General features: G+C 43.5%; 19 protein-coding genes. 1 reads left to right on the top strand and 18 read right to left on the bottom strand.

Going from position 1 to position 19,940, the window contains the following annotated elements:
• Positions 1-258: 258 nt before the first annotated feature.
• The 6 genes from H8704_RS03920 to H8704_RS03895 form a co-directional block, all read right to left on the bottom strand.
• Positions 259-1,188, bottom strand: a complete 930-nt coding sequence (locus tag H8704_RS03920) for an RluA family pseudouridine synthase (protein ID WP_249297539.1) — start codon at positions 1,186-1,188, stop codon at positions 259-261.
• 69 nt (positions 1,189-1,257) lie between these two features.
• Complete coding sequence (gene lspA, locus H8704_RS03915) at positions 1,258-1,746, bottom strand: signal peptidase II (RefSeq protein ID WP_118676922.1); 489 nt, start codon at positions 1,744-1,746, stop codon at positions 1,258-1,260.
• Between the two features lie 95 nt (positions 1,747-1,841).
• Positions 1,842-4,163, bottom strand: coding sequence for a DivIVA domain-containing protein (locus H8704_RS03910; protein ID WP_249297421.1), 2,322 nt, complete (start codon positions 4,161-4,163; stop codon positions 1,842-1,844).
• Between the two features lie 299 nt (positions 4,164-4,462).
• Entirely contained in the window at positions 4,463-5,041 is a 579-nt protein-coding gene (locus H8704_RS03905) for a cell division protein SepF (protein ID WP_022464783.1), read from the bottom strand.
• A 32-nt stretch (positions 5,042-5,073) separates the two neighbouring features.
• Positions 5,074-5,769, bottom strand: coding sequence for a YggS family pyridoxal phosphate-dependent enzyme (locus tag H8704_RS03900; protein ID WP_022464782.1), 696 nt, complete (start codon positions 5,767-5,769; stop codon positions 5,074-5,076).
• 21 nt (positions 5,770-5,790) lie between these two features.
• Positions 5,791-7,218: an HlyD family efflux transporter periplasmic adaptor subunit gene (locus tag H8704_RS03895; RefSeq protein ID WP_249297420.1), complete on the bottom strand. Its 1,428-nt coding sequence runs from the start codon at positions 7,216-7,218 to the stop codon at positions 5,791-5,793.
• Between the two features lie 147 nt (positions 7,219-7,365).
• On the opposite strand from H8704_RS03895, the gene H8704_RS03890 reads away from it, so the two are divergent.
• Positions 7,366-7,566 carry a DUF378 domain-containing protein gene (locus H8704_RS03890; protein WP_022464780.1) on the top strand — a complete coding sequence of 67 codons (201 nt, stop codon included), beginning with the start codon at positions 7,366-7,368 and terminating at the stop codon, positions 7,564-7,566.
• A 28-nt stretch (positions 7,567-7,594) separates the two neighbouring features.
• Here H8704_RS03890 and H8704_RS03885 read toward each other — a convergent pair whose 3' ends face one another.
• From H8704_RS03885 to H8704_RS03830, 12 genes are all read right to left on the bottom strand, one after another.
• Positions 7,595-8,623, bottom strand: a complete 1,029-nt coding sequence (locus H8704_RS03885; protein WP_249297419.1) for a D-alanyl-D-alanine carboxypeptidase family protein — start codon at positions 8,621-8,623, stop codon at positions 7,595-7,597.
• Positions 8,624-9,031, bottom strand: a complete 408-nt coding sequence (gene mgsA / locus H8704_RS03880) for a methylglyoxal synthase (protein WP_022464778.1) — start codon at positions 9,029-9,031, stop codon at positions 8,624-8,626.
• 47 nt (positions 9,032-9,078) lie between these two features.
• Entirely contained in the window at positions 9,079-10,308 is a 1,230-nt protein-coding gene (locus H8704_RS03875) for an FtsW/RodA/SpoVE family cell cycle protein (RefSeq protein WP_249297417.1), read from the bottom strand.
• A 16-nt stretch (positions 10,309-10,324) separates the two neighbouring features.
• Positions 10,325-10,621, bottom strand: a complete 297-nt coding sequence (gene minE, locus H8704_RS03870; RefSeq protein WP_022464776.1) for a cell division topological specificity factor MinE — start codon at positions 10,619-10,621, stop codon at positions 10,325-10,327.
• Positions 10,622-10,699: 78 nt separating this feature from the next.
• Positions 10,700-11,488 carry a septum site-determining protein MinD gene (gene minD, locus H8704_RS03865; protein ID WP_118676939.1) on the bottom strand — a complete coding sequence of 263 codons (789 nt, stop codon included), beginning with the start codon at positions 11,486-11,488 and terminating at the stop codon, positions 10,700-10,702.
• A 104-nt stretch (positions 11,489-11,592) separates the two neighbouring features.
• Complete coding sequence (gene minC, locus H8704_RS03860; RefSeq protein WP_249297415.1) at positions 11,593-12,315, bottom strand: septum site-determining protein MinC; 723 nt, start codon at positions 12,313-12,315, stop codon at positions 11,593-11,595.
• A gap of 32 nt (positions 12,316-12,347) precedes the next feature.
• The gene (locus H8704_RS03855; RefSeq protein ID WP_249297414.1) at positions 12,348-15,206 is read right to left on the bottom strand and encodes a penicillin-binding transpeptidase domain-containing protein; all 2,859 of its coding nucleotides are present in this window, start codon (positions 15,204-15,206) and stop codon (positions 12,348-12,350) included.
• Between the two features lie 41 nt (positions 15,207-15,247).
• Positions 15,248-15,790 carry a rod shape-determining protein MreD gene (gene mreD / locus H8704_RS03850; protein WP_022464772.1) on the bottom strand — a complete coding sequence of 181 codons (543 nt, stop codon included), beginning with the start codon at positions 15,788-15,790 and terminating at the stop codon, positions 15,248-15,250.
• The gene (gene mreC / locus H8704_RS03845; protein ID WP_022464771.1) at positions 15,787-16,650 is read right to left on the bottom strand and encodes a rod shape-determining protein MreC; all 864 of its coding nucleotides are present in this window, start codon (positions 16,648-16,650) and stop codon (positions 15,787-15,789) included. The genes mreD and mreC overlap by 4 nt, the downstream gene beginning before the upstream one ends.
• A gap of 55 nt (positions 16,651-16,705) precedes the next feature.
• The gene (mreB, locus tag H8704_RS03840) at positions 16,706-17,731 is read right to left on the bottom strand and encodes a rod shape-determining protein (RefSeq protein ID WP_118676943.1); all 1,026 of its coding nucleotides are present in this window, start codon (positions 17,729-17,731) and stop codon (positions 16,706-16,708) included.
• 38 nt (positions 17,732-17,769) lie between these two features.
• Entirely contained in the window at positions 17,770-18,501 is a 732-nt protein-coding gene (gene radC, locus H8704_RS03835; RefSeq protein WP_249297412.1) for a RadC family protein, read from the bottom strand.
• A 143-nt stretch (positions 18,502-18,644) separates the two neighbouring features.
• Positions 18,645-19,931 (bottom strand): methionine gamma-lyase family protein, encoded by a 1,287-nt coding sequence (locus H8704_RS03830; RefSeq protein ID WP_022464768.1) that lies wholly within the window; start codon positions 19,929-19,931, stop codon positions 18,645-18,647.
• Positions 19,932-19,940: the final 9 nt, after the last annotated feature.

The raw sequence follows: 19,940 nt of genomic DNA, 5'->3' as shown, positions 1-19,940 counted from the left end.
CTACTCACTTAGAAGGTTTTCGTCAACGGGAATATGTCTAAAAAATTACAGTCATTTTAATTCACTTTGCACAAAAATTAAATATATTACATTTTGTTTACAGTTTCTCTATGTTTATTGATGGTTCGTTTTTTATTCTACAAATGTGGAATCATTATTTTTAAGTATCTGTACAAGAGATTCATATTGGTTTCAACAAAGCAGATCTGTCATGTCATGTTTATTTTCATCGAGTATTCTTCCTATCCGTTTAATTATCTACTTTTGTAGACTACCAAGACGATGCAGTAGTTTTTCAAAATATTCCGGTAACGGAGCCTCGAACTCCATGTATTCTCCTGTACGTGGATGGATAAATCCCAACGTTTTGGCGTGAAGTGTCTGTCCTGTCAGGTGAAACGGACATTTTTGAGGACCATATACCTGATCCCCCAAAATCGGATGTCCAATACTCGCCATGTGTACACGGATCTGATGAGTCCGGCCGGTCTCCAGCTGACATTCCACATATGTGTATTTGTTATTTAGGTGATCCAGAATATGGTAATGCGTAACCGCTTCCTTTCCATTCTTTTCATTAATAGCCATTTTTTTGCGATCTACCGGATGACGTCCTATTTTCCCAACAACCGTGCCATCCTCTGCAAGATGACCCAATACAATGGCATGATATTTTCGCGTAATAGAATGTTCTTTCAGCTGCTGGGCAATGCACTGATGCGCCTGATCATTTTTGCAGGCCACAATTACGCCCGTGGTATCCTGATCGATACGATGAACAATTCCCGGACGCATCACACCGTTGATCCCTGACAATGAATCCCTGCAATGGTACATCAGTCCATTCACGATCGTGCCATGATAATGCCCCGGGGCCGGATGAACTACCATCTGCTTCGGTTTATTGATCACAATAACATCTTCATCCTCGTAAAGAATATCTAACGGAATATCTTCCGGTTCTATCTCAGGCTCTGTTAAGGCTGGCACATCAAATGTAACCGTGTCCCCTGTATTTACCTTATAACTCGCCTTGGATGCGGCATGATTGATCTGCACACAGCCATTTTTGATATTCTTCTGCAAAAAAGACCTGGAATAATCCGAAAGCTTTTGTGCCAGAAGCGCATCCAGGCGAACTCCTGCTTCTTCCGGTGCTACGATAAATTCAATCCTTTGTTCTGCCATAATCATACAACCAATGCCTTTCCTCGATCCACAGCTCTTTGCCCGTAGACACAGCACTGCGTAAATACTTTACTTTTTATGATATACTTCCAGATCACTTTCCTGATACACAAATCCAATCAATATAGCAAGTACAACAGCAGAAACCACCACATAACAATCCGCCACATTAAAGATTGGAAAATCAATTACCTTTGCATAAAGAAAATCGATTACATATCCGTGAACAATCCTGTCATACATATTGCCAACTGCCCCTGCCGCCAGCATAATTCCAAAAAAACGTACCGGCAGATAGTGTACCGTATCCGGTGTTTTGATCAATATATATATAATCGCCGCCAGAATAACCGCTGTCAATATCACAAGAAAAATCTGTTTGTTCTGCAATATTCCAAATGCCGCTCCATAGTTTTTAAGATATTGAAGCACAAATACGTCTCCAATTACCTTTTTGGCCTCATGTCCCTGCAGGCATGTATCTGCGGCATATTTACTCCATTGATCCAGTCCAAACAAAACAAGAAACAGAAGAATTCCTTTGATATATTTTTTCATCGTAATGATCTCCTTCCGAAAAAAACTGCCAAACCAAAGCTGGCTGCGTCTGGTCTGGCAGTATTATTCATTTATAATGTAACTCTGCTAAAAGATTACTCCTCTGCATTAATCATAGTAAAAGGATTAACCGTCTTTTCCTCCGGTTTTGCCTCTGCAGCCGGATCCTCCGGCTTTGTTACGGCAAACTCATCATCCGCAGCCGGAACATTATCAAACTCGCTTGGTGCAGTAAATAACTCACCCGGAGCCGGTGGAATTGCTCCATTCGCTGTAGGATCCACGCCACTGATACCACTGGCAAACTCATCCTCCACAGCCTTTTCTTCCTCTGCCGGAACCGGATCAGGAATCGAATATGTCATATTGTCTGCTGACCCGAAATATGTCTCATTTGTCACATAAGTTTCTGCATCATATGACTCCTGTACCGTTGGTATCTCGTCTGTTGTATTCTTTTTCTCTGCATCCAGTGCTGCCATTGCTTCTGCCGCAATCGCATCAAGATCTGCACTGACATCCGGCTCTTCGTCTTTCTTTACATCCAGCTTACTAAAGTCCGGCATTGGAACAGCATGAGGTATTACCGGCTGCTCCTCACTGACTGCACTGTCCACAGCATCCAGCTTACTAAAATCAGGCATTGGGATTTCATGAACAGCTTCTGCTGCCGTCACTGCCTCGGCGGTATCCTCAACTGGCTCTGCCTTAATCTGGGCAGGTTCTTCTGTTGCTGCCGGCACCGGATCAGGAATCGAATATGTCATATTGTCTGCTGAGCCAAAATATGTCTCATTGGTTACATAAGTTTCTGCATCATATGTCTCCTGTACCGTTGGGAGCTCATCTGTTGTTGTCGGTGGAATTTCCTTCTGCTCTGCAGGCTTCTCTGCACTTTCCTCTGCCTTTGTATCATTGTCTGCAGCTACCGTTACCGGCGTCTCAGAAGATACCGCTGCTTGTTCTACGACAGGATTCTCCTCAGCAGCTTCTGTGTTGTCTTTATTGGCAGGGACAAAATCATCATAAGAGGTTCCCAGCATACTATTTATTGAATTAAACGGATCCTCTGATGACTCCTTCTTCATTTCATTCAATGCCTCTGATGCAATCGAATCAATCTCATCAAGCTTTGACTTGATATCATCCTCTACAGGTGCTTCTTCCTTCTCCTCCTCTACAGTCTCCGGTGCTGTATATGCCACAGCCTCCTCCGCAGATACGTGAATACCGGTTGCAATATCCTCTGTAGCCGGAGTATCAATATCTAAGGATAATTTTTCTGCTTTTTCCTCTACCGGCTCCTCTGAAACCTCTGCAGAAAGACCTCCTGCAAGAATGTCATTTTCTTCTTGGACATCTTCCCTCTCCGGAGCAGTATCCTCCACCGGAAGATCTAATTCCTTTGTATGCTCCTCCATATCATCTACACTCTGCTTGGCTGCAGCCTGCTCCTCAACCATTTTTACCTGCTGGGATTCCAGAAGATCCTCCAAACCGGTAGTATTTAACTTTTCTTCCTCCTTGTCAAGCTGCTCCAGCTGCATATTTAACATATCCTTAAACTGCTGTTTATAATTATCATAACTTCCCATCAGCTTCCGTACAATATCTGTCAGCTCAGACAGCTGTTTACCGGACTCTGCAAGCTTCTCCTCTGTCTTCTCACGGGTATCGCTGATCACTTTATCAGCAGATGCTTTAGTATCTGCCATAATGCGATCTGCACGCTCTTTGGCATTATACATAATATTGTCCGCTTTTTTCTCTGCTTCCGCTACCAGATCGTCTGCCTTTCTCTGGGAATCTCTTTCCAGACGATCTGCTTTTTCCTCCGCCTCTCTGGTGACCTTTCTGGCTTTTTCCTCTGCCTCTCTGGTAACAGTCTCTGCCTTTTCCTCCGCTTCTCTGGTGACAGTTTCGGCCTTTCTCTCAGACTCTCTGGTCAATGTTTCTGCTTTCTCCTCAGACTCCTTCTTCAGTGCTGCAGCTGTCTCCTCAGACTCTTTCTTTAATGTTGCTGCTCTCTCCTCGGACTCTCTGGTCAGCTTATTTGCCTTCTCCTGTGCATCTGCCACAAGACCGTCTGCACGGGACTTTGCTTCACGAAGCATTACTTCCGCTTTTGCTCTGGACTCCTTCTCAACCTGTGCAGCAGCTGTTTTGGATGTCTCCAGTGTCTCAGACGCTGTCTGCTCCGCAAGTACCAGTGTTTTCTGCAGTGTCCCCTCCATCTGCTTATAATACTGAATACCCTCACTCAGCGTTGTAATCTTCTTTTTGAGATCACTGTTCTCCTTGTAAAGCTGTTCATAGCTGGCCTGGATCGATTCAATAAAATCATCTGTCTCCTTTTTGTTGTATCCACCCATGGTGGATTTCAGTACATGATTTTGAATGTCAATCGGTGTAAGCATACAATTTCCCTCCTCTGAAATTTATAAAATGTTCATAATACGGGAACAAAGTCCCTGTAAATAAGTCAATACCACTATCAAAAGATAGGGACAAAGATCAAACTTTGCAGTACATAATATAGAGTGCTTTATCAGCCACTGCATAGGATACCACATGGGTGTCATCAATACCGCCAGAAATCTCACAATATAATCTCCAAACGGAAATAATACCAGAAAGCTTCTTAACAAATAAAGTAGCACGACCACATCCAAGACAATGAAAAAACATTGAAAGGTATATATTATCAACTGCATGATCAGAACTCCTTATTTAATGTCGGAATCCCAAATTCATCATCTCTGGACAGCTCCAGATAGTCCCCCGAAATATCCACGCTCTCTGGCGAGAATATAAATATATATCTGGAAATCTGATGCATCTTACCGGAAATAGCAAAGATACAGCCGGAAATGAAGTCCATGATCCTCTGTGCTTCCATAATGTCAATTCCCTCCAGATTGACAACGACAGCCCGACCCTGGAGAAGCATCTCGCATGCATCCGTGGAATCCCCAAAATTCTTCGGCTTGCAGATACATACCTCCAGACCCCTGGCCGTTGTACGGATCGGTACCACCTTATTGGACGCGGTTCTTACCGAAGTGCGTCTTGGCTCCGGTGCAGGCTGTGGCTCTGGCTCGTCCTCCTCATAAGAAGATCTGCGGCTGTTCTTACGCTCAGAACGTCTCTGCCGTCTCTCCTCCTCTGCCAGAAGGCTTCTCTCCTCTGCCTCATCAATATCGTCCTCGAAATCATCCTCATAGTAATCATCATCGTAGTCCTCGTCGCCGCCGAGTCCTAATAACTGTAATAGATTCCCTAATGGATTTGCCATAACTTTACCTCCCGATGCTCCTCACATCTCTTTTATTTAATATCGTAATTTCTCTCTCCGAAAATACCGGTGCCTACACGGACGTGTGTCGCACCCTCCTCTATGGCAACCTGATAGTCACCTGTCATTCCCATAGAAAGAACACTCATATCAACATTATCAATGTTTTTTGCTCCAATGTCAACCGACAATTGCTTTAATTGACGAAAAATACTACGATTTTCTTCCGGATCCTCTACAAAAGGAGCAATCGTCATTAATCCTTTAATATGCAAATGCTCCAGTCTGGAAATCTGCTGTACCAACGCCAGGGTATCCTCCAGCTTCAGACCAAATTTTGACTCTTCCTGTGCCACATTCACCTCAACCAGAATATCAGCCTCCGTGTCTCTTTTCACACATTCTTTCTCAATCGCTTCCGCCAGATGAAGAGAATCCACCGAATGGATCAGGCAGGCCCTGTCAATGATATATTTAATCTTATTGGTCTGCAGATGTCCGATAAAATGCCATCTGATATCCTTCGGAAGCACCTCATATTTTTCCTTTAATTCCTGCGCTTTATTTTCTCCAAACTCTCTTTTGCCGTACTCATACGCCTCTTCGATCATCTCCACCGGCTTTGTTTTGCTGACACTGATCAATGTCACCTCCGACAAATCTCTGCCGGCTCTCAGGCATGCCTGACGAATATTCTCCTCTACGATCTTTAAATTATCTTTAACCATCTTCTGTCCTCCCCTGCGATGTTAGTAAATAATATCATCCTCCCGGATCACCTTTGGATCCAGAATAATATGGTCATATGCGGATAAACCGCCGGATGTATTCTTTTTTATAATGCAGTATTCATTATTTTGATACGATATCTCTACCGGACGAAACTCGCAATAGCCTTTATTGCAGCAATACACTCCATCCAGTTTTTCTGTTTCCGACAGCCGGAACAGACTGGAACCCAGAGTATCTGTGGAAATCTCTGTTCCCGCTTTAAAATCATCCGCAGGAATATAACAATATTTTTCTTTCTTTTCCTCTCCCTCAGCCTGGCTTGTCCCATCATCAAAGGAAAGAATCGTTGTATCACACGGCTCATAATCCACGGACCCGTTCTTTTTATATACAGCCTTCACTATTGTATCTCCACTCTGTCCCGTAACCACATAATCTGCCGGTATCTTATAAAATTCCTTCTGCAAAATTGATGATTTGGGGATCTTGAGACCTGCCTCATCATTCATCTTGATCTCCAGATCAAGATAACGGTTATTGATGTACTGAATCATGTATCGTTTAAGATCTATCCGGGCATAATAACCGCCATCCATGGTAAAAGTCGTAACCTGCGGTGTTACCTTTGCCTGAATCTTTTTCAGAGTAACCGTCACCGTCTTTTCCTGCTGAATATTTTTAAACTGTTCTTTGGACAAGGGAAAAACAACAGACCAGCTTTCATTGGTCACCAGACGATAAATCGGTGATCCCGCTTTGACAGATTCTGTCTTTCTTAACTGTTTCGGATCATCTGAGGTGTTTTCAAAGGTTTTCGCCGTGATCGTATTCATATCCAAATTTTCCAGCCCATCAGAGGTGTAGGATACAATGCCACTTTCCCCTGCGCTGCCAAACTGAAAAGAACTCTCTCCTCCCTGCTCCTTTAAAATCTTCGTCACATTGTCCAGAAGTCTGGCATTGGTCAACTCGGAGATCGTATTGTCCAGATTATATTTAAAATTATATGTCTCGCCAAAGTTTGACATGCTGTAGGCTGCCTTGTACGAAGAAATTTCACTCCGTATATCACTGGTATTCTGTGCATTCAGCTTGATTTCTCCGGTGTCTGCATTGGCCAGCTGATTATATATCTGACCGGTCTGATCAATGGAATAGATCTTCGTCCGTGCTCCCACCTTCGTGCCATCTGCCACATAATAATTAATATATCCCTCCTGATCGCTGTTCACCAGTTTTTCATTCCGGATAATAATCCCCCTCACCAGATTATCATCGGCAATCTTTTTTTCTGTTACCTCATAAATGGATACATGATCTTTGGTCAGGGACAATGTTCCCTGCAAAAGGATATATATGGCAAAAAGAATCAAAAAGAAACCGGTCACTTTTGAATTTTTGCGTTTCATCTTCACTACGTTCCCGGAACGCCGCTTTCCTGCCACAAAATCCCTCCTTCCAAAATGAGTGGTTCTAACCTTTTTATTATAGCTTTTTTTTATGATTTTGACAAGATAAGTGTATATATTTTCTTCCTGCCGGAAATACTAAAACTGTATCAGTAAACGGATACAGAAAGGTATGGTGTTTTTATGAAAACATTAGATTATATCATTCTCGTACTCATCATTGTCGGTGCCGTCAACTGGGGACTGATCGGTTTCTTTCAGTTTGATCTGGTACGTGTGATCTTTGGAAATATGAGTCTGTTTTCCCGGATCATTTATGCCGTTGTGGGATTGAGCGGATTATACGCCATCAGTTACTTTGGCCGAATCCGTTCCACAATGTAATAGGCAGAATAAAAAGAAAAAGAGAGGATTATTTTCCTCTCTTTACATATTCCAGTAAATGATTCATCTGTGTGTACGCTCCATAGGATGAATCTGCTTTTAAAATAATTGATATATAATCTCTTTTTTTCTTATCCTGGAAATACATGATCAGACATCCTCCCGCCTTTACAGTGGCTCCGGACTTTCCTCCGATCGCAGTCAATCCTTTCGGCGGCTGCTTGGAACCGGTCAGATACGGATCCGATGACACAATTTCAAGAGACTGTTTCTTTCCCTGGGCATTCTCCCATGTAGCTGTATACTTCGTACATTGGATGATCTCCCGAAAATCGTCATATTTTAATAATTCGTGAAAGATCAAATACAGATCATATGCTGTTGTGTAATGATTATCGTCATGAAGACCATGGGAATTTACAAAATGTGTTCCACTGACCCCCAAAGCCACCAGTTCTTTATTCATTTTGGATGCAAATTCTGCCTCGGATCCCGAAATATGCTCTGCAATGGCTACCGAAGCATCATTTCCCGAATATATCAGCATACAATATAACAGATCCTTCATGGAGATCTTATCTCCCTCCTGGAATCCACATAACCTCGCACCATACTCTGTAATATGGGATGCATTATTGCTGATCGTAACAGTATCATCCGGATTAGCATACTTTATTGCCATCAAAGCTGTTGCAATCTTAGATACACTGGCCGGATATTCTGTCCCGTATACATTCTGTGCATAAAGCACCTTATGCCGGCTGTCATCAATCAAAAGTGCCGCATCAGCCGTGATCGCTGCATCTGTTGCCGTATTGCTCTTTTGAGGTACAATACATACATCCTCTGACAGCAGCGTACTGTCTGCCGAACTATTATCACTGTTATTGTCTGATGTATCTGAAGCCGCCTCTCCATCATAACTGATCTGTGTATCAGACACCGGCACAGTATCCACACTACAGCCTGTCAACAAAGAGCAGATTCCGATCAAAGCAGCACAAACACATCCTGCGCTTACCCATTTGTTTTTCATTTTCTTTTTTGTTCTAATCATTTATTCCTCTTCTTTTTTGATCATTTCACGCCACTCAAGATCGCCATGCTCCAAAGCCTTCACCAAAAGTTCTGCTGTCGCAAGATTTGTTGCAAACGGAATGTTGTATGTGTCACACAAATGGATTACATTCATCACATCCGGCTCATGGGATTTTGGCGACTGAGGATCTCTCAAAAAGATGACCATATCGATCTGGTTGTGCTCAATCTGGGATGCCAGCTGCTGCTCGCCCCCCAGATGACCCGCAAGATACTTATGCACCGTAAGATTTGTCACTTCTTCAATCAAACGGCCGGTCGTCCCGGTAGCATATATCTCATGTTTACTGAGAATCCCCCGATATGCAATCGTGAAATTCTGCATCAATATTTTTTTTGCATCATGCGCAATTAAACCAATGTTCATTGTTTCACCCCTCCAAGTAAATTTTATACCTTCTCTTACAAAAACATCTACAGACTAAAATCAATGTCAACATCATTGTCCATATCTGAATATGCCTTTCGCATTGTAAATCCACCCTTTTTCGTTTTGGCCGGCTGGATACCGATATTGATGACCAGTCCTATACCGATCATCGACGACATCATAGAACTGAGACCATTGCTTAGAAACGGCAGTGGCAGACCTGTATTTGGAAAAAGAAATGTCACAACGCATATATTACTGAACACCTGGAACATAAACATCGCAGACACCCCGACTGCGATCAGCATGCCCAGGAAATCCTGTGCCTTTCTTGCAACGCGGAAACACTTAAATATCAGAATACCAAATAACAGCAAAACCAGACAGCATCCCAGAAAGCCAAATTCCTCTGAAATCACACTCCAGATAAAGTCACTCTCCCGGATAGATACACTGGAATATGCTCTGGAGCTTCCTGCTCTGGCACCATCCTTTAAAAACTTACCATACAGACCACCCTCTGCAATCGCATTGACGGAAGATTTCTGCTGACGGTTCAGATCGACAATACGCATCACCGTAGAGTCCTGATTTTTGAATGCAAAGACACGGTCATACTGATATCCCTGAAGCAGTAAATTTCCCGGCTGCTGAACATACCAGTACACGATTAACGTAATCGGAAGCCCCACGGAAATGATCGGTACGATCACACGATACGACAGTCCTGCCACGAAAGTCATAACCGCCATCACAAAAAGAATAACAAGACTGGATGACAGGTCAGGCTGTATCACAATAGCACCAAATGCCGGCAGCGTCAGTAATACGATCCATACAACGGCTTTGAATTGATCAAGCTGTTTTCGTATCTTGCAGAACAGCACCGCCATCGTCAGAATAAATATAATTTTTAACAACTCCGACGGCTGGAATGTTATACTTCCCACCGGCAGCCTGATCCATCGGCTGGAACCGGTATCCAGATCAGTTCCGATCCCCGGAATCTTTGTCATAAGAACCAGCATGATTCCCAGAAAAAAGTAAACTGCTACAAATCTGCATATAAAATGATAATCCAGTACAGACAAAAAAGCAACAATAAAAAGCCCCATAATCATTCCTATGAGCTGTCCCCTCATATATCCGGCTCCCTTTTCTGCGCCACCTGCCAATTTTAAGGTAAACGCACTGATCATGCATAAAATTATTACAATGATAACCAGAGAATAATTAAAATTACGCCAATCATATTGCTTTAATCTGTTTAACATGTATCTCTACTTCCTCTCAATGCTGCTGTGATGATCTTCTGAAATTTCTGGAACCCTTGATCGGAATATTGGCCATAACCGCATTAACCGGTGTTGCACCATCCTCCAGCTCCATCTGCTTCACTTTAATATCAAGACCCTCCACGTCAATCTCTACATACTTTGAGATAACCTGAATGATCTCATTTTTCATCTGCTCCATAATTTCCGGCGAGCACACAGCCCGATCAGAGGTAATGGCTACCTTGAGACGGTTCTTTGCGTTCTCTCCGCTTTTCACGTCACTTTTAAAAAAACTTGAGAAAAATCCCATTCCAAACCTCCATCTACGCTGATAAACTCGTTTATTTCCCGGTTATCAGCGAATTTATCCTTTATTTTGAATAATTGTCTATTTCTTTAAGATTGAAGCAAGCTTCTGGAATAATCCCTTCTTTGCTTCAAAATCAATAAAATCTACCTGCTCGCCAACAATGCGTTTGCAGATGTTCATATATGCCTGTCCTGCCATACAATCGGAACCAACCAGTGGCTCACCATTATTGGCAGAAATTACAATATGCTCATCATCCGGTACTACACCGATCAGATCAACAGCAAGAATTTCCACAACATCCTCGCTGGACATCATATCACCGCTCTTTACCATATCTACACGGAGACGGTTTACGATCAGATGTGTCTGTCCAATCTCATTTGCCTCCAGAAGTCCAATAATACGATCCGCATCACGAACTGCTGATACCTCCGGCGTTGTTACCACCAAAGCACGATCTGCTCCTGCAATGGCATTTTTAAATCCCTGCTCTATTCCAGCCGGGCAGTCCATCAGTATGTAATCAAACTCTTCCTTCAACTCATCCGCAAGTTTTTTCATCTGCTCCGGTGTAACCGCAGTCTTGTCCTTTGTCTGCGCAGATGGCAGCAGATAAAGATTCGGATAACGCTTATCCTTGATCAGAGCCTGTTTAATACGGCAGTTATTTTCTACAACATCAACCAGATTATAGACGATCCGGTTCTCCAGTCCCATGATCACGTCAAGATTACGAAGTCCTATATCGGTATCGATCAGCACTACTTTCTTTCCCATCATGGCAAGCCCGGTTCCTACATTGGCTGTAGTGGTTGTCTTACCAACACCGCCTTTTCCGGATGTGATTACAATAACCTCTCCCATTTTTATTTCCTCCTAATTATTAAAGTGTTAATCTATGATGCACTGCCAGTCTGCAGTTACATTTTCTTTTCATAAAGCCAGGATTTTCCAGATGATACTCCGGTTTATGACAGCCGGATATCACTCATTACATCCTTATCCAGAGGTTCAATATAAATATTTCCATCCTCCCAGAATGCAATTTTTGTCTCTCTTTCCTTTTTGCCCCGGCCCTTTTTATCCTCATCCGGTGATCGCGCAATCGTATCAGCGATCCGGATCTGCACCGGTTTCATATCTAAGGCTATCACAAATGCATCAACATTTCCAGCAGAACCTGCAAAAACATTTCCCTTCAGGGAACCCAGAATGATTACATTTCCCTTAGAAATGACCTTCGCACCGTTGTTGACATCTCCCAGAATAATGATGCTTGTCTCCACATCCAAAACCTGTCCGGAACGAAGATTTCCCTTAAAAAAGAAACCGGTTCCATTATCTGTCTGGAGCAGATTGGCTGCTGTTTTCCCAGCTTCGGAAATTTTAGAACCGCTGCCTCCTGCCTGAACTGCTCTGGCAAATGCCGCTTCTTTTTCCGGATCCTCATCCAGAACACAGACAATCTGAAGACGACAGTTTTTCCGGATGATCTCTAAAATCTCATCCTGCTGTTCATCATCCAGTTCCCTGCCCTGAAAAGCGATCGCCTTCTGTGCATCTCCCCAGAAATCCGCAGAAGTCTGAAATTTATCTGCCACTTCCTTTTTGATCAGTTCCCATTCCGCCTCCGGATCCAGTTTCAGAATGATTCCCGATTTGGATCCTGTTATTTTTACTACATTTCCCATATCATTTCTCCCATTCTTGTACGATAGATATCTTAATCATTTGTTCTCGCATAGTGTCCGACAGATGTCGCTTTTCCACCAGACACCTTTTTGTCTCCAAAGTAATATTGATAAACATCCCTTGCACATTCCATTGCATAGGAAGATGTATAGCCATTTGGAATAACACAGCTTACGGAAATCTCCGGATTCTCATACGGTCCATAAGATAGAAAATACGCATGGTTTGGATGAAGAGTATTCTGCTGTGCCGTACCGGTCTTACCGGCAAATTTCTTTTTCATTCCCGCGAAAATGCTGCCATGCTCTGCACCGTTTGCCACCCGGTACATACCATTGTGGACTGCCTGCCAGGTGGACTGGGCCACATTAACCTTATTTCTGACCTTTGCGGAATTGTTTAATACTGTTTTTCCATCAACATCCTTGATCTTATCCACCAGCGTCAGATCATAACAGGTTCCACTGTTGGCTACCGTTGTCACATATCTGGCAAGCTGGATCGGCGCATAGGCATGACTACCCTGACCGATACAGGAACGAAGAATATCTGTTGTGGAAAAATGCGGAGCCGACTCCGTGATCTCCACACCGGATTTATCGGTCAGACCGAACATATCTGCATATTTCTTTAACCGTGCCAGACCTCCCTTATCATTCACCCTGCCATTATGTCCACTTCCCAGACGATATCCCATCTCATAGAAAAACACATTACAGGAATGCTCCAGCGCCCCAGACACAGTCAGATTGCCATGTGAGGAACTGCTCCAGCATCTCGGAGAACCGTAAGCCGGCGCTTTCGTAAAGGTGACTGTATCATAAACTGTACTGCTTGGAGTAATAAGCCCCTCCTGTAGAGATGCTACAGATGTCACCATCTTAAAGGTAGATCCCGGTGCAATCTCCTGCTGGGTCGGACGATTCAACAGAGGGGATGCCGTATTATCCTTCAGATACGTGTAAAAGTAATCAGAATCTACCTGATTTGCCATTTTATTATTGTCGTAGCTTGGGTACGTTACCATGGCCTTGACATCACCGGTATTCACATCCGTAACAATGATAGATCCGGAGCATGGATCCAGCCCAAGCTGTCCCGGCGTGATCTCCAGCTTCTTGATCTTGCGGATCAGGAAAGAATATGACGACGTAATGCCATGTTTAACCTGGGTGTACTCCTGTGCATTGTACTTGATATCTCCCTGATCAAATAAGAGCAGACAGATATCCCGTCCGGAAAGCTCATAATGATATATCATATAGCTATATATCATCTTCGTAAATGTAGTATCATTTTCTAATAAATCAATGCCATAGTCAACCAGTTTTTTGTAAATTTCCTGCGTACTATAGAAATCGTTTCCAATATCCAGTTTATCCAGATCGATCCACTGCTGTGAGATCGCATACTGCAGATATTTACTCAGACTGAGAGAACCGTTGGCGTAACTCTTGTATGTTGCATCCGAGGTATCTACGGATTTCTGGGAGCTGTCAGACTCATTGCTCTCTGTGATCACAATGGAATTTTCTGTCAGGATCTTGTAAAAATAGTCCAGAAAATCATTCATATCGGAAGATATACTCTTTGCATCCGCTGTACTGCCGGAAGCCAAAAGCTGTCGAATCCTGCGAACGATTACTTTTTTCTTTGCCTTATATTTATTCAGAGTCGCTTTCTCTAAGACAGAGGCATCGTCATCATTAAAGCGCTCCACATTGACAATATTATTTTGAATGATCGCATTATAAACATCATAGATCGGAACCCGTATATCCTTCGTAGAATGTCCTCTGGTACCTGCATACATACTATTGTTGATATTGGAGATCAGAATACCCGCGATCCTTTCCTCCAACAGATGATAGCATTCCTCCTGAAGCTTGGCATCAATCGTCAGATACAGGTCATTCCCCGCTACCGGATCCTTTGTGGTTTTCTCGGAAATGATCCGGCTGGTTCCTCCGTCTACCGTAATCTCCTTGCTTCCCTTGGTTCCCCGCAGATATTCCTCATAAGTGCTTTCCAGACCTGAAATACCGATCTGATCGTCTACCGAATATACAGACTCTTCACCATCCTTTTGCAGCTCCTCCAGCTTCTCTGCCGAAATGGAACCTGTATATCCCAGCATATGTGCAAAATATTTGCTCTTTTTATAGACACGTGAAGTATTCTGATCAATATCAACACCCGGCAGAAGTTCACTGTTCTCCTTGATCGCTGCCACCGTATTTTCGTTTACATTTTTGGCCAGAATAATATCCTGAAATTTTGCATATCGATTGATAAACATTGCGTAACGGACTGCAAGAATATCAATCGCCGTATCCTGATCATAAGAATCGGATATCTCAAATTTTTTGATCAGATAGTCATACATTTCCTGTGGCGTCGTATCTTTCTGCTCCTGTGTGAGAGCTTTGACGCCCCCCTGCACAGAATATGCATCTGCCTGATAACGTTCCAGTGAGCTTCCTTCTACCTGATACTGAAGCTTCCCCTTTTCATACTGAAGATAATACTCTACTGATAATTCACTGCCATGCTTCTGCAGAATATAAAGCAGACGGTGGATCATCTGATTTTTTTCATCATTGGTCATACCGGACAGCTTTGATGTTTCCGAAAACACAATATTGTAGGATAATTTATTGTAAGCAAGAAGCTTTCCATTGCAGTCATATATATTTCCTCTGGTTGCCTTGATGTCTTTCTCCTTAATGGTATTGCTGGCACCACTTGCGATAATATTGTCTCTATCCACAATCTGAAGCTCAAACATACGATTGACCAAAATAGAAAAAAGAAGAACAAAAACAACCGTAATCGGCAATAATCTGGAATTAAAAAACATTTTTATATATTCTTTCAAATTGTCTAACACGACTTTTCTCTCCTTTCTTTTTCTTTCATACCCGTTTCCTGTTAAATGATCTTTTCCCGATCCATCTCAATATGCTCCTCCAGAGAGACCTTTTCTTCCGGATTAAAATATGTTTTGATGCGGCGCATGATCAGATAAACCAACAGGCCAACGATCAATGTATAAATAGCCTCCGGAATCATCACATGCAACAGATAAAACGGAAAATCCATACGTCCCCGCAGCATAAAACGGCAGACATAATAAAGGATACCATAAGCAAGATCACTAAAAACAATCGTCAGTGCCGGAATATACAGCTTGTCCTTAAAATACAACTTGTTGAGCATTCCATTGATATACCCGATAAACGCATAGATCAATATGGTCAGACCAATAACAGAATTAAACATGGCATCCACCAGAAGTCCGCCTACAACACCGGAAAACATTCCAAGCTTTCTGCCATACATCAGACCGAATGCCGCTGTCACCATGATCAGTATGTTTGGGGATACCCCCCCAAGATGAAGATGGCTAAATACCGAGGCCTGAAGTACAAAGCATATGATATTTAACAATAAAAGATAAATATATCGTCTCAATTTAAAATATCCTCCAAATCACCGGAATCTTTTACTTCTGTGATAACCAGAACCATATCAAGTCCTGAAAAATCCGCTGCCGGTGTCAGATGTGCCGACTGTGTAATATTGGACGAATCTGTCTCGATATCTCTGGCATAACCGATCAGAATGCCCGGAAGATATTTGTCACTGACCGGCGAAGTAACCACTTCATAACCATTCTTAATCTCTGCGTCAGCCGGAATTCCGGAAATATCGATCATACCTTTATTGATCAGCTTCAAATTACCGTTTACAAAGCACATATCCGATGTTTTCAGAAAAGATCCGGTCACACTGCTCTCATCATCAATAATGGAGCGTACTCTTGCGTATGATTTATTAACCTCTGTCACAATACCTACCAGACCATCCCCTGCCAGTACGTTCATATTAACCTTCAGACCATCATTGGAACCCTTGTCGATCACAAAGCTGTTAAACCAGTTGCCATCACTGCTGATGACATGAGCTGCCACTTTCGGATAATCTGAATACTTTTCGTCGAGATCATAAAGCTTACGGAAATTATCCAGATCATATTTATCCTGCTGCAACAGACGATTCTGCGCTGACAGATCATCCACCTGTTTTTTGAGGGAATCATTTTCCCTGGTTAGTTTTTTGACAGTCGTGGCATAGTCCATTCCATCTGCCACCACCAGACCAATTTTATTGATTCCGCGCTGCATCGGCGTAACAATACTTCCCACCGCTGTACGGATCGGTGTCATTTTGTCCTGAAATCGAAAGGATACAATGATCAAAGCAACACAAACGATCGCAATCATCATCAATATATATTTCGGATCCATGGTAATTTTTGTCCGTTTACGCATTCCTACAACTCCTTCACATCATAATATGTACACAAATACCCCGGTTCTGCCGGTTTTAATCTTTGGTGCTTTTCAATGGGATGCTGTATCTGGCGGCAGTCTTCGGATGCTCTGCCAGATAACCCAGTCCGGAAACCACAGTCCTCTGTGCATGCTTTGTGGTGTTGATCCGGTATCTTGTCTCATTGGCCACAAGCTGATCCATACCACGGATCCACGAGGATCCTCCGGTCAGATAAATTCCTTTCTCTGCAATCTCTGATGCAATCTCCGGCGGAGTCCGTTCCAACATAGATCTTACAGCAGCAGAAATGGTCATAAACACTCCCTGTACCAGTGGGAATATCTCTGAGGATGCAACCGTCACCTCACCGGGAAGTCCCTTCACAACATTTCTTCCCACAACAGTCACCTTTTCATCCACCGGGACAGCAGATACCAGTGACTTCTTGATCTGTTCCGCACTTTTTCTGCCTATGACAAAATTATGCTCCTTACGGATATAATTTATAATCTGCTCATCAAAATAATTACCACCATAGGGCAGCAGCTTCGATACTACAATACCTCCCAACGACAGCACAGAAATCTCCGTAGTGTCTGCTCCGACATTTACGATCATAATCCCTCTGGAATTCTCCACGTCCAAATTAAGCCCCAGCGCATCTGCAATGGGTTTATGGATCAGAAACACCTTATGCGGCTTGCTTTCTCCCTCGGAAACAACTCTGGAGTATGCGTTTTTGTCCACCTCACGGATATCCGCAGGTACCGCGATATAAAAATCTGCATTTTTCAATTTGCGCTTGCCGGATAACTTTTCCAGCATAAAATTCCACAAAGAAATCATATCTCCCATGTGAGAGATCACACCATTTTCCAAAGGAAATGAAACCTTGATATTGGGCGGAACCTTTTCAAACATCTCATATGCCTTATCGCCGATCGCCACCGGACGCTGCTGTGGTCCCTTCCCCACTGTCGCCACCACCGTGCGTTCATTCAGGATGATACCGTCTGATTTTTTATATACCTTGACTGTACCTGTTCCAAAATCAATACCATACGTTTTATGTGCCATTGGAATACTCCCTTCCGGTAATTCAATCTATGTCTGTTTTACAAATACCCGCTTTCCCGAAAGCTGATATATCGATTATCCCCGACCACAATGTGATCCAGAAGCTCAATGCCGATCATATGTCCCACTTCCTGAATACGCTTTGTCATCAGCATATCCTCTCTGCTGGGTGTCGGATCCCCTGACGGATGATTATGCAGTAAAATAATATTGACTGCCTTATGCTTCAGGGCATTATAAAAGATCTCCCTCGGTGCAGCGGCGGATGCATTAAAGGAGCCGTTGGAAATCACAATCTCCTTCGACAGGGCGTTTTTGCCATCCAGAACAAGCAAACGTACCTGCTCTGTCTCTAAAAAACGCATCTGCTGTATATAATATGCCGCCACCTGCTCCGGTTCATTGCATTTAAGCTTCTCTGCCGGCATACTGGACCGCACCATGCGCTTCGTGAATTCTGCCATGCATTTCAACTGCACTGCCTTTACCATACCGATGCCATGTATCTCCTGAAGCTGCTCCATGGAAATGTGAAACAGTCCTCCCAGATGCTTTCCCGGCAAATGACACAACACACGTTCTGCCAGATCCACAGCCTTTTCTCCCCGGCTGCCGGTTCGTATCACAGCCGCCAGAAGCTCACTGTCAGAAAGTACTTCCGGTCCATAATGGACACACTTCTCGTATGGTCTTTCGGACAATGGAAGCTCCTTCATCCGAATGACCTCCACTGCCTGTTTTTCCTTATGATCACGTTCGTTTTTTTTCATTTATGCCTCCTGTCCGAAGGCTTCCCCCATCAAACGTATCAAATTACATAGTATCATAAATTCTTATTTTTGTATAGAACCATCTTCTAATAGAATTGTGATTTATTCGTGATATTTTTATGAAATCCGACATATCTCTTTTACTATAATGACAATAAATGCTCATTTTCCATATATTGTACCGACATCATAATGCCAAATTTCGCATGATACCAGGTCAGACCTCCCTGGAAATATACAGCATATGGCGGTTCGATCGGACCATCTGCACTAAGTTCTATGGAAGACCCCTGTACGAACGCACCTGCCGCCATAATGACATCACTGTGATATCCCGGCATCGCATACGGCTCCGGTGCCACATGACTGTCCACCGGCGATCCCGACTGAATCCCTTTACAGAATGCGATCACACCCTCTGCAGACCCCAAAGTGACCGCCTGGATAATATCATGGCGGGATTCCGTGCTGTTTGGAACAACCTGAAAACCAAGACGTTCATAGATATTTGCCGCAAAAATTGCCCCCTTTAACGCAGAGGCCGCTACACATGGTGCCATAAAAAATCCCTGGAAGAAAGAACGGTTCAGACCGAGAGTTGCCCCTACCTCTTTTCCAAGGCCAGGTGCAGTCAGACGGTATGCACACATATCGATCAGATCCTGCCGTCCTACGATATAACCGCCGATCGGCGCCAGTCCGCCTCCCGGATTTTTGATCAGGGAACCAACACACATATCTGCTCCCACCTGTGTCGGCTCGATCCGCTCTACGAACTCACCGTAACAGTTATCTACCATGCAGATCACATCCGGGCGAATGGACTTGATAAAAGAGATCAATTCGCCGATTCGTGCCACGGAAAGAGTCGGACGAGTAGCATATCCCTTGGACCGCTGAATCGTTACAAGCTTTGTCCGATCGTTTAAAGCCTCCCGGATCCCTTCAAAATCAAAGCTTCCGTCCTCCTTCAGATCCACCTGTCGGTAAACAACACCAAACTCCTTCAGACTGCCCGGTGCCGCATTATCTCCGATTCCGATCACACCCTCCAGCGTATCATAAGGCTTTCCTACCGGAGAAAGGAGCTCATCCCCCGGCCGCAGATTAGCAGAAAGTGCCACAGTAAGGGCATGGGTTCCACAGGTAAGCTGTGGTCTGACCAGGGCTGATTCCGTCTCGAATACACTGGCATAAACATCCTCCAGCGTCTCTCTGCCCAGATCATCATAACCATATCCCGTAGAGGATTCAAAGCAGCCTGCACTAACCTTATGCTTCTGCATTGCCCGAAGTACTTTCATCTGATTATATTCCGCAGTCCGGTCAATCGCCTCAAACCGTTCCTTTAGTCCTGCCTCTATTTTGCTGCAAAAATCATAAACCTTCTCACTGATTCCCGCTTCTTTGTACCAATCCTGTAATTCCATTTTTTCTTC

Origin of the sequence: Jutongia huaianensis (assembly GCF_014384985.1) — a bacterium.
Taxonomy (GTDB): domain Bacteria; phylum Bacillota; class Clostridia; order Lachnospirales; family Lachnospiraceae; genus Jutongia; species Jutongia huaianensis.
The sequence above is the reverse complement of the archived record's forward strand: the minus strand, read 5'-3'. Positions and strand labels throughout refer to the sequence as shown.

What these genes read in the sequence shown, in the direction of transcription:
- H8704_RS03920 (WP_249297539.1), bottom strand. Translation starts at nt 1,188, where the DNA reads ATGGCAGAACAAAGGATTGAATTTATCGTAGCACCGGAAGAAGCAGGA.
- lspA (WP_118676922.1), bottom strand. Translation starts at nt 1,746, where the DNA reads ATGAAAAAATATATCAAAGGAATTCTTCTGTTTCTTGTTTTGTTTGGA.
- H8704_RS03910 (WP_249297421.1), bottom strand. Translation starts at nt 4,163, where the DNA reads ATGCTTACACCGATTGACATTCAAAATCATGTACTGAAATCCACCATG.
- H8704_RS03905 (WP_022464783.1), bottom strand. Translation starts at nt 5,041, where the DNA reads ATGGCAAATCCATTAGGGAATCTATTACAGTTATTAGGACTCGGCGGC.
- H8704_RS03900 (WP_022464782.1), bottom strand. Translation starts at nt 5,769, where the DNA reads ATGGTTAAAGATAATTTAAAGATCGTAGAGGAGAATATTCGTCAGGCA.
- H8704_RS03890 (WP_022464780.1), top strand. Translation starts at nt 7,366, where the DNA reads ATGAAAACATTAGATTATATCATTCTCGTACTCATCATTGTCGGTGCC.
- H8704_RS03885 (WP_249297419.1), bottom strand. Translation starts at nt 8,623, where the DNA reads ATGATTAGAACAAAAAAGAAAATGAAAAACAAATGGGTAAGCGCAGGA.
- mgsA (WP_022464778.1), bottom strand. Translation starts at nt 9,031, where the DNA reads ATGAACATTGGTTTAATTGCGCATGATGCAAAAAAAATATTGATGCAG.
- H8704_RS03875 (WP_249297417.1), bottom strand. Translation starts at nt 10,308, where the DNA reads ATGTTAAACAGATTAAAGCAATATGATTGGCGTAATTTTAATTATTCT.
- minE (WP_022464776.1), bottom strand. Translation starts at nt 10,621, where the DNA reads ATGGGATTTTTCTCAAGTTTTTTTAAAAGTGACGTGAAAAGCGGAGAG.
- minD (WP_118676939.1), bottom strand. Translation starts at nt 11,488, where the DNA reads ATGGGAGAGGTTATTGTAATCACATCCGGAAAAGGCGGTGTTGGTAAG.
- minC (WP_249297415.1), bottom strand. Translation starts at nt 12,315, where the DNA reads ATGGGAAATGTAGTAAAAATAACAGGATCCAAATCGGGAATCATTCTG.
- mreC (WP_022464771.1), bottom strand. Translation starts at nt 16,650, where the DNA reads ATGCGTAAACGGACAAAAATTACCATGGATCCGAAATATATATTGATG.
- mreB (WP_118676943.1), bottom strand. Translation starts at nt 17,731, where the DNA reads ATGGCACATAAAACGTATGGTATTGATTTTGGAACAGGTACAGTCAAG.
- radC (WP_249297412.1), bottom strand. Translation starts at nt 18,501, where the DNA reads ATGAAAAAAAACGAACGTGATCATAAGGAAAAACAGGCAGTGGAGGTC.
- H8704_RS03830 (WP_022464768.1), bottom strand. Translation starts at nt 19,931, where the DNA reads ATGGAATTACAGGATTGGTACAAAGAAGCGGGAATCAGTGAGAAGGTT.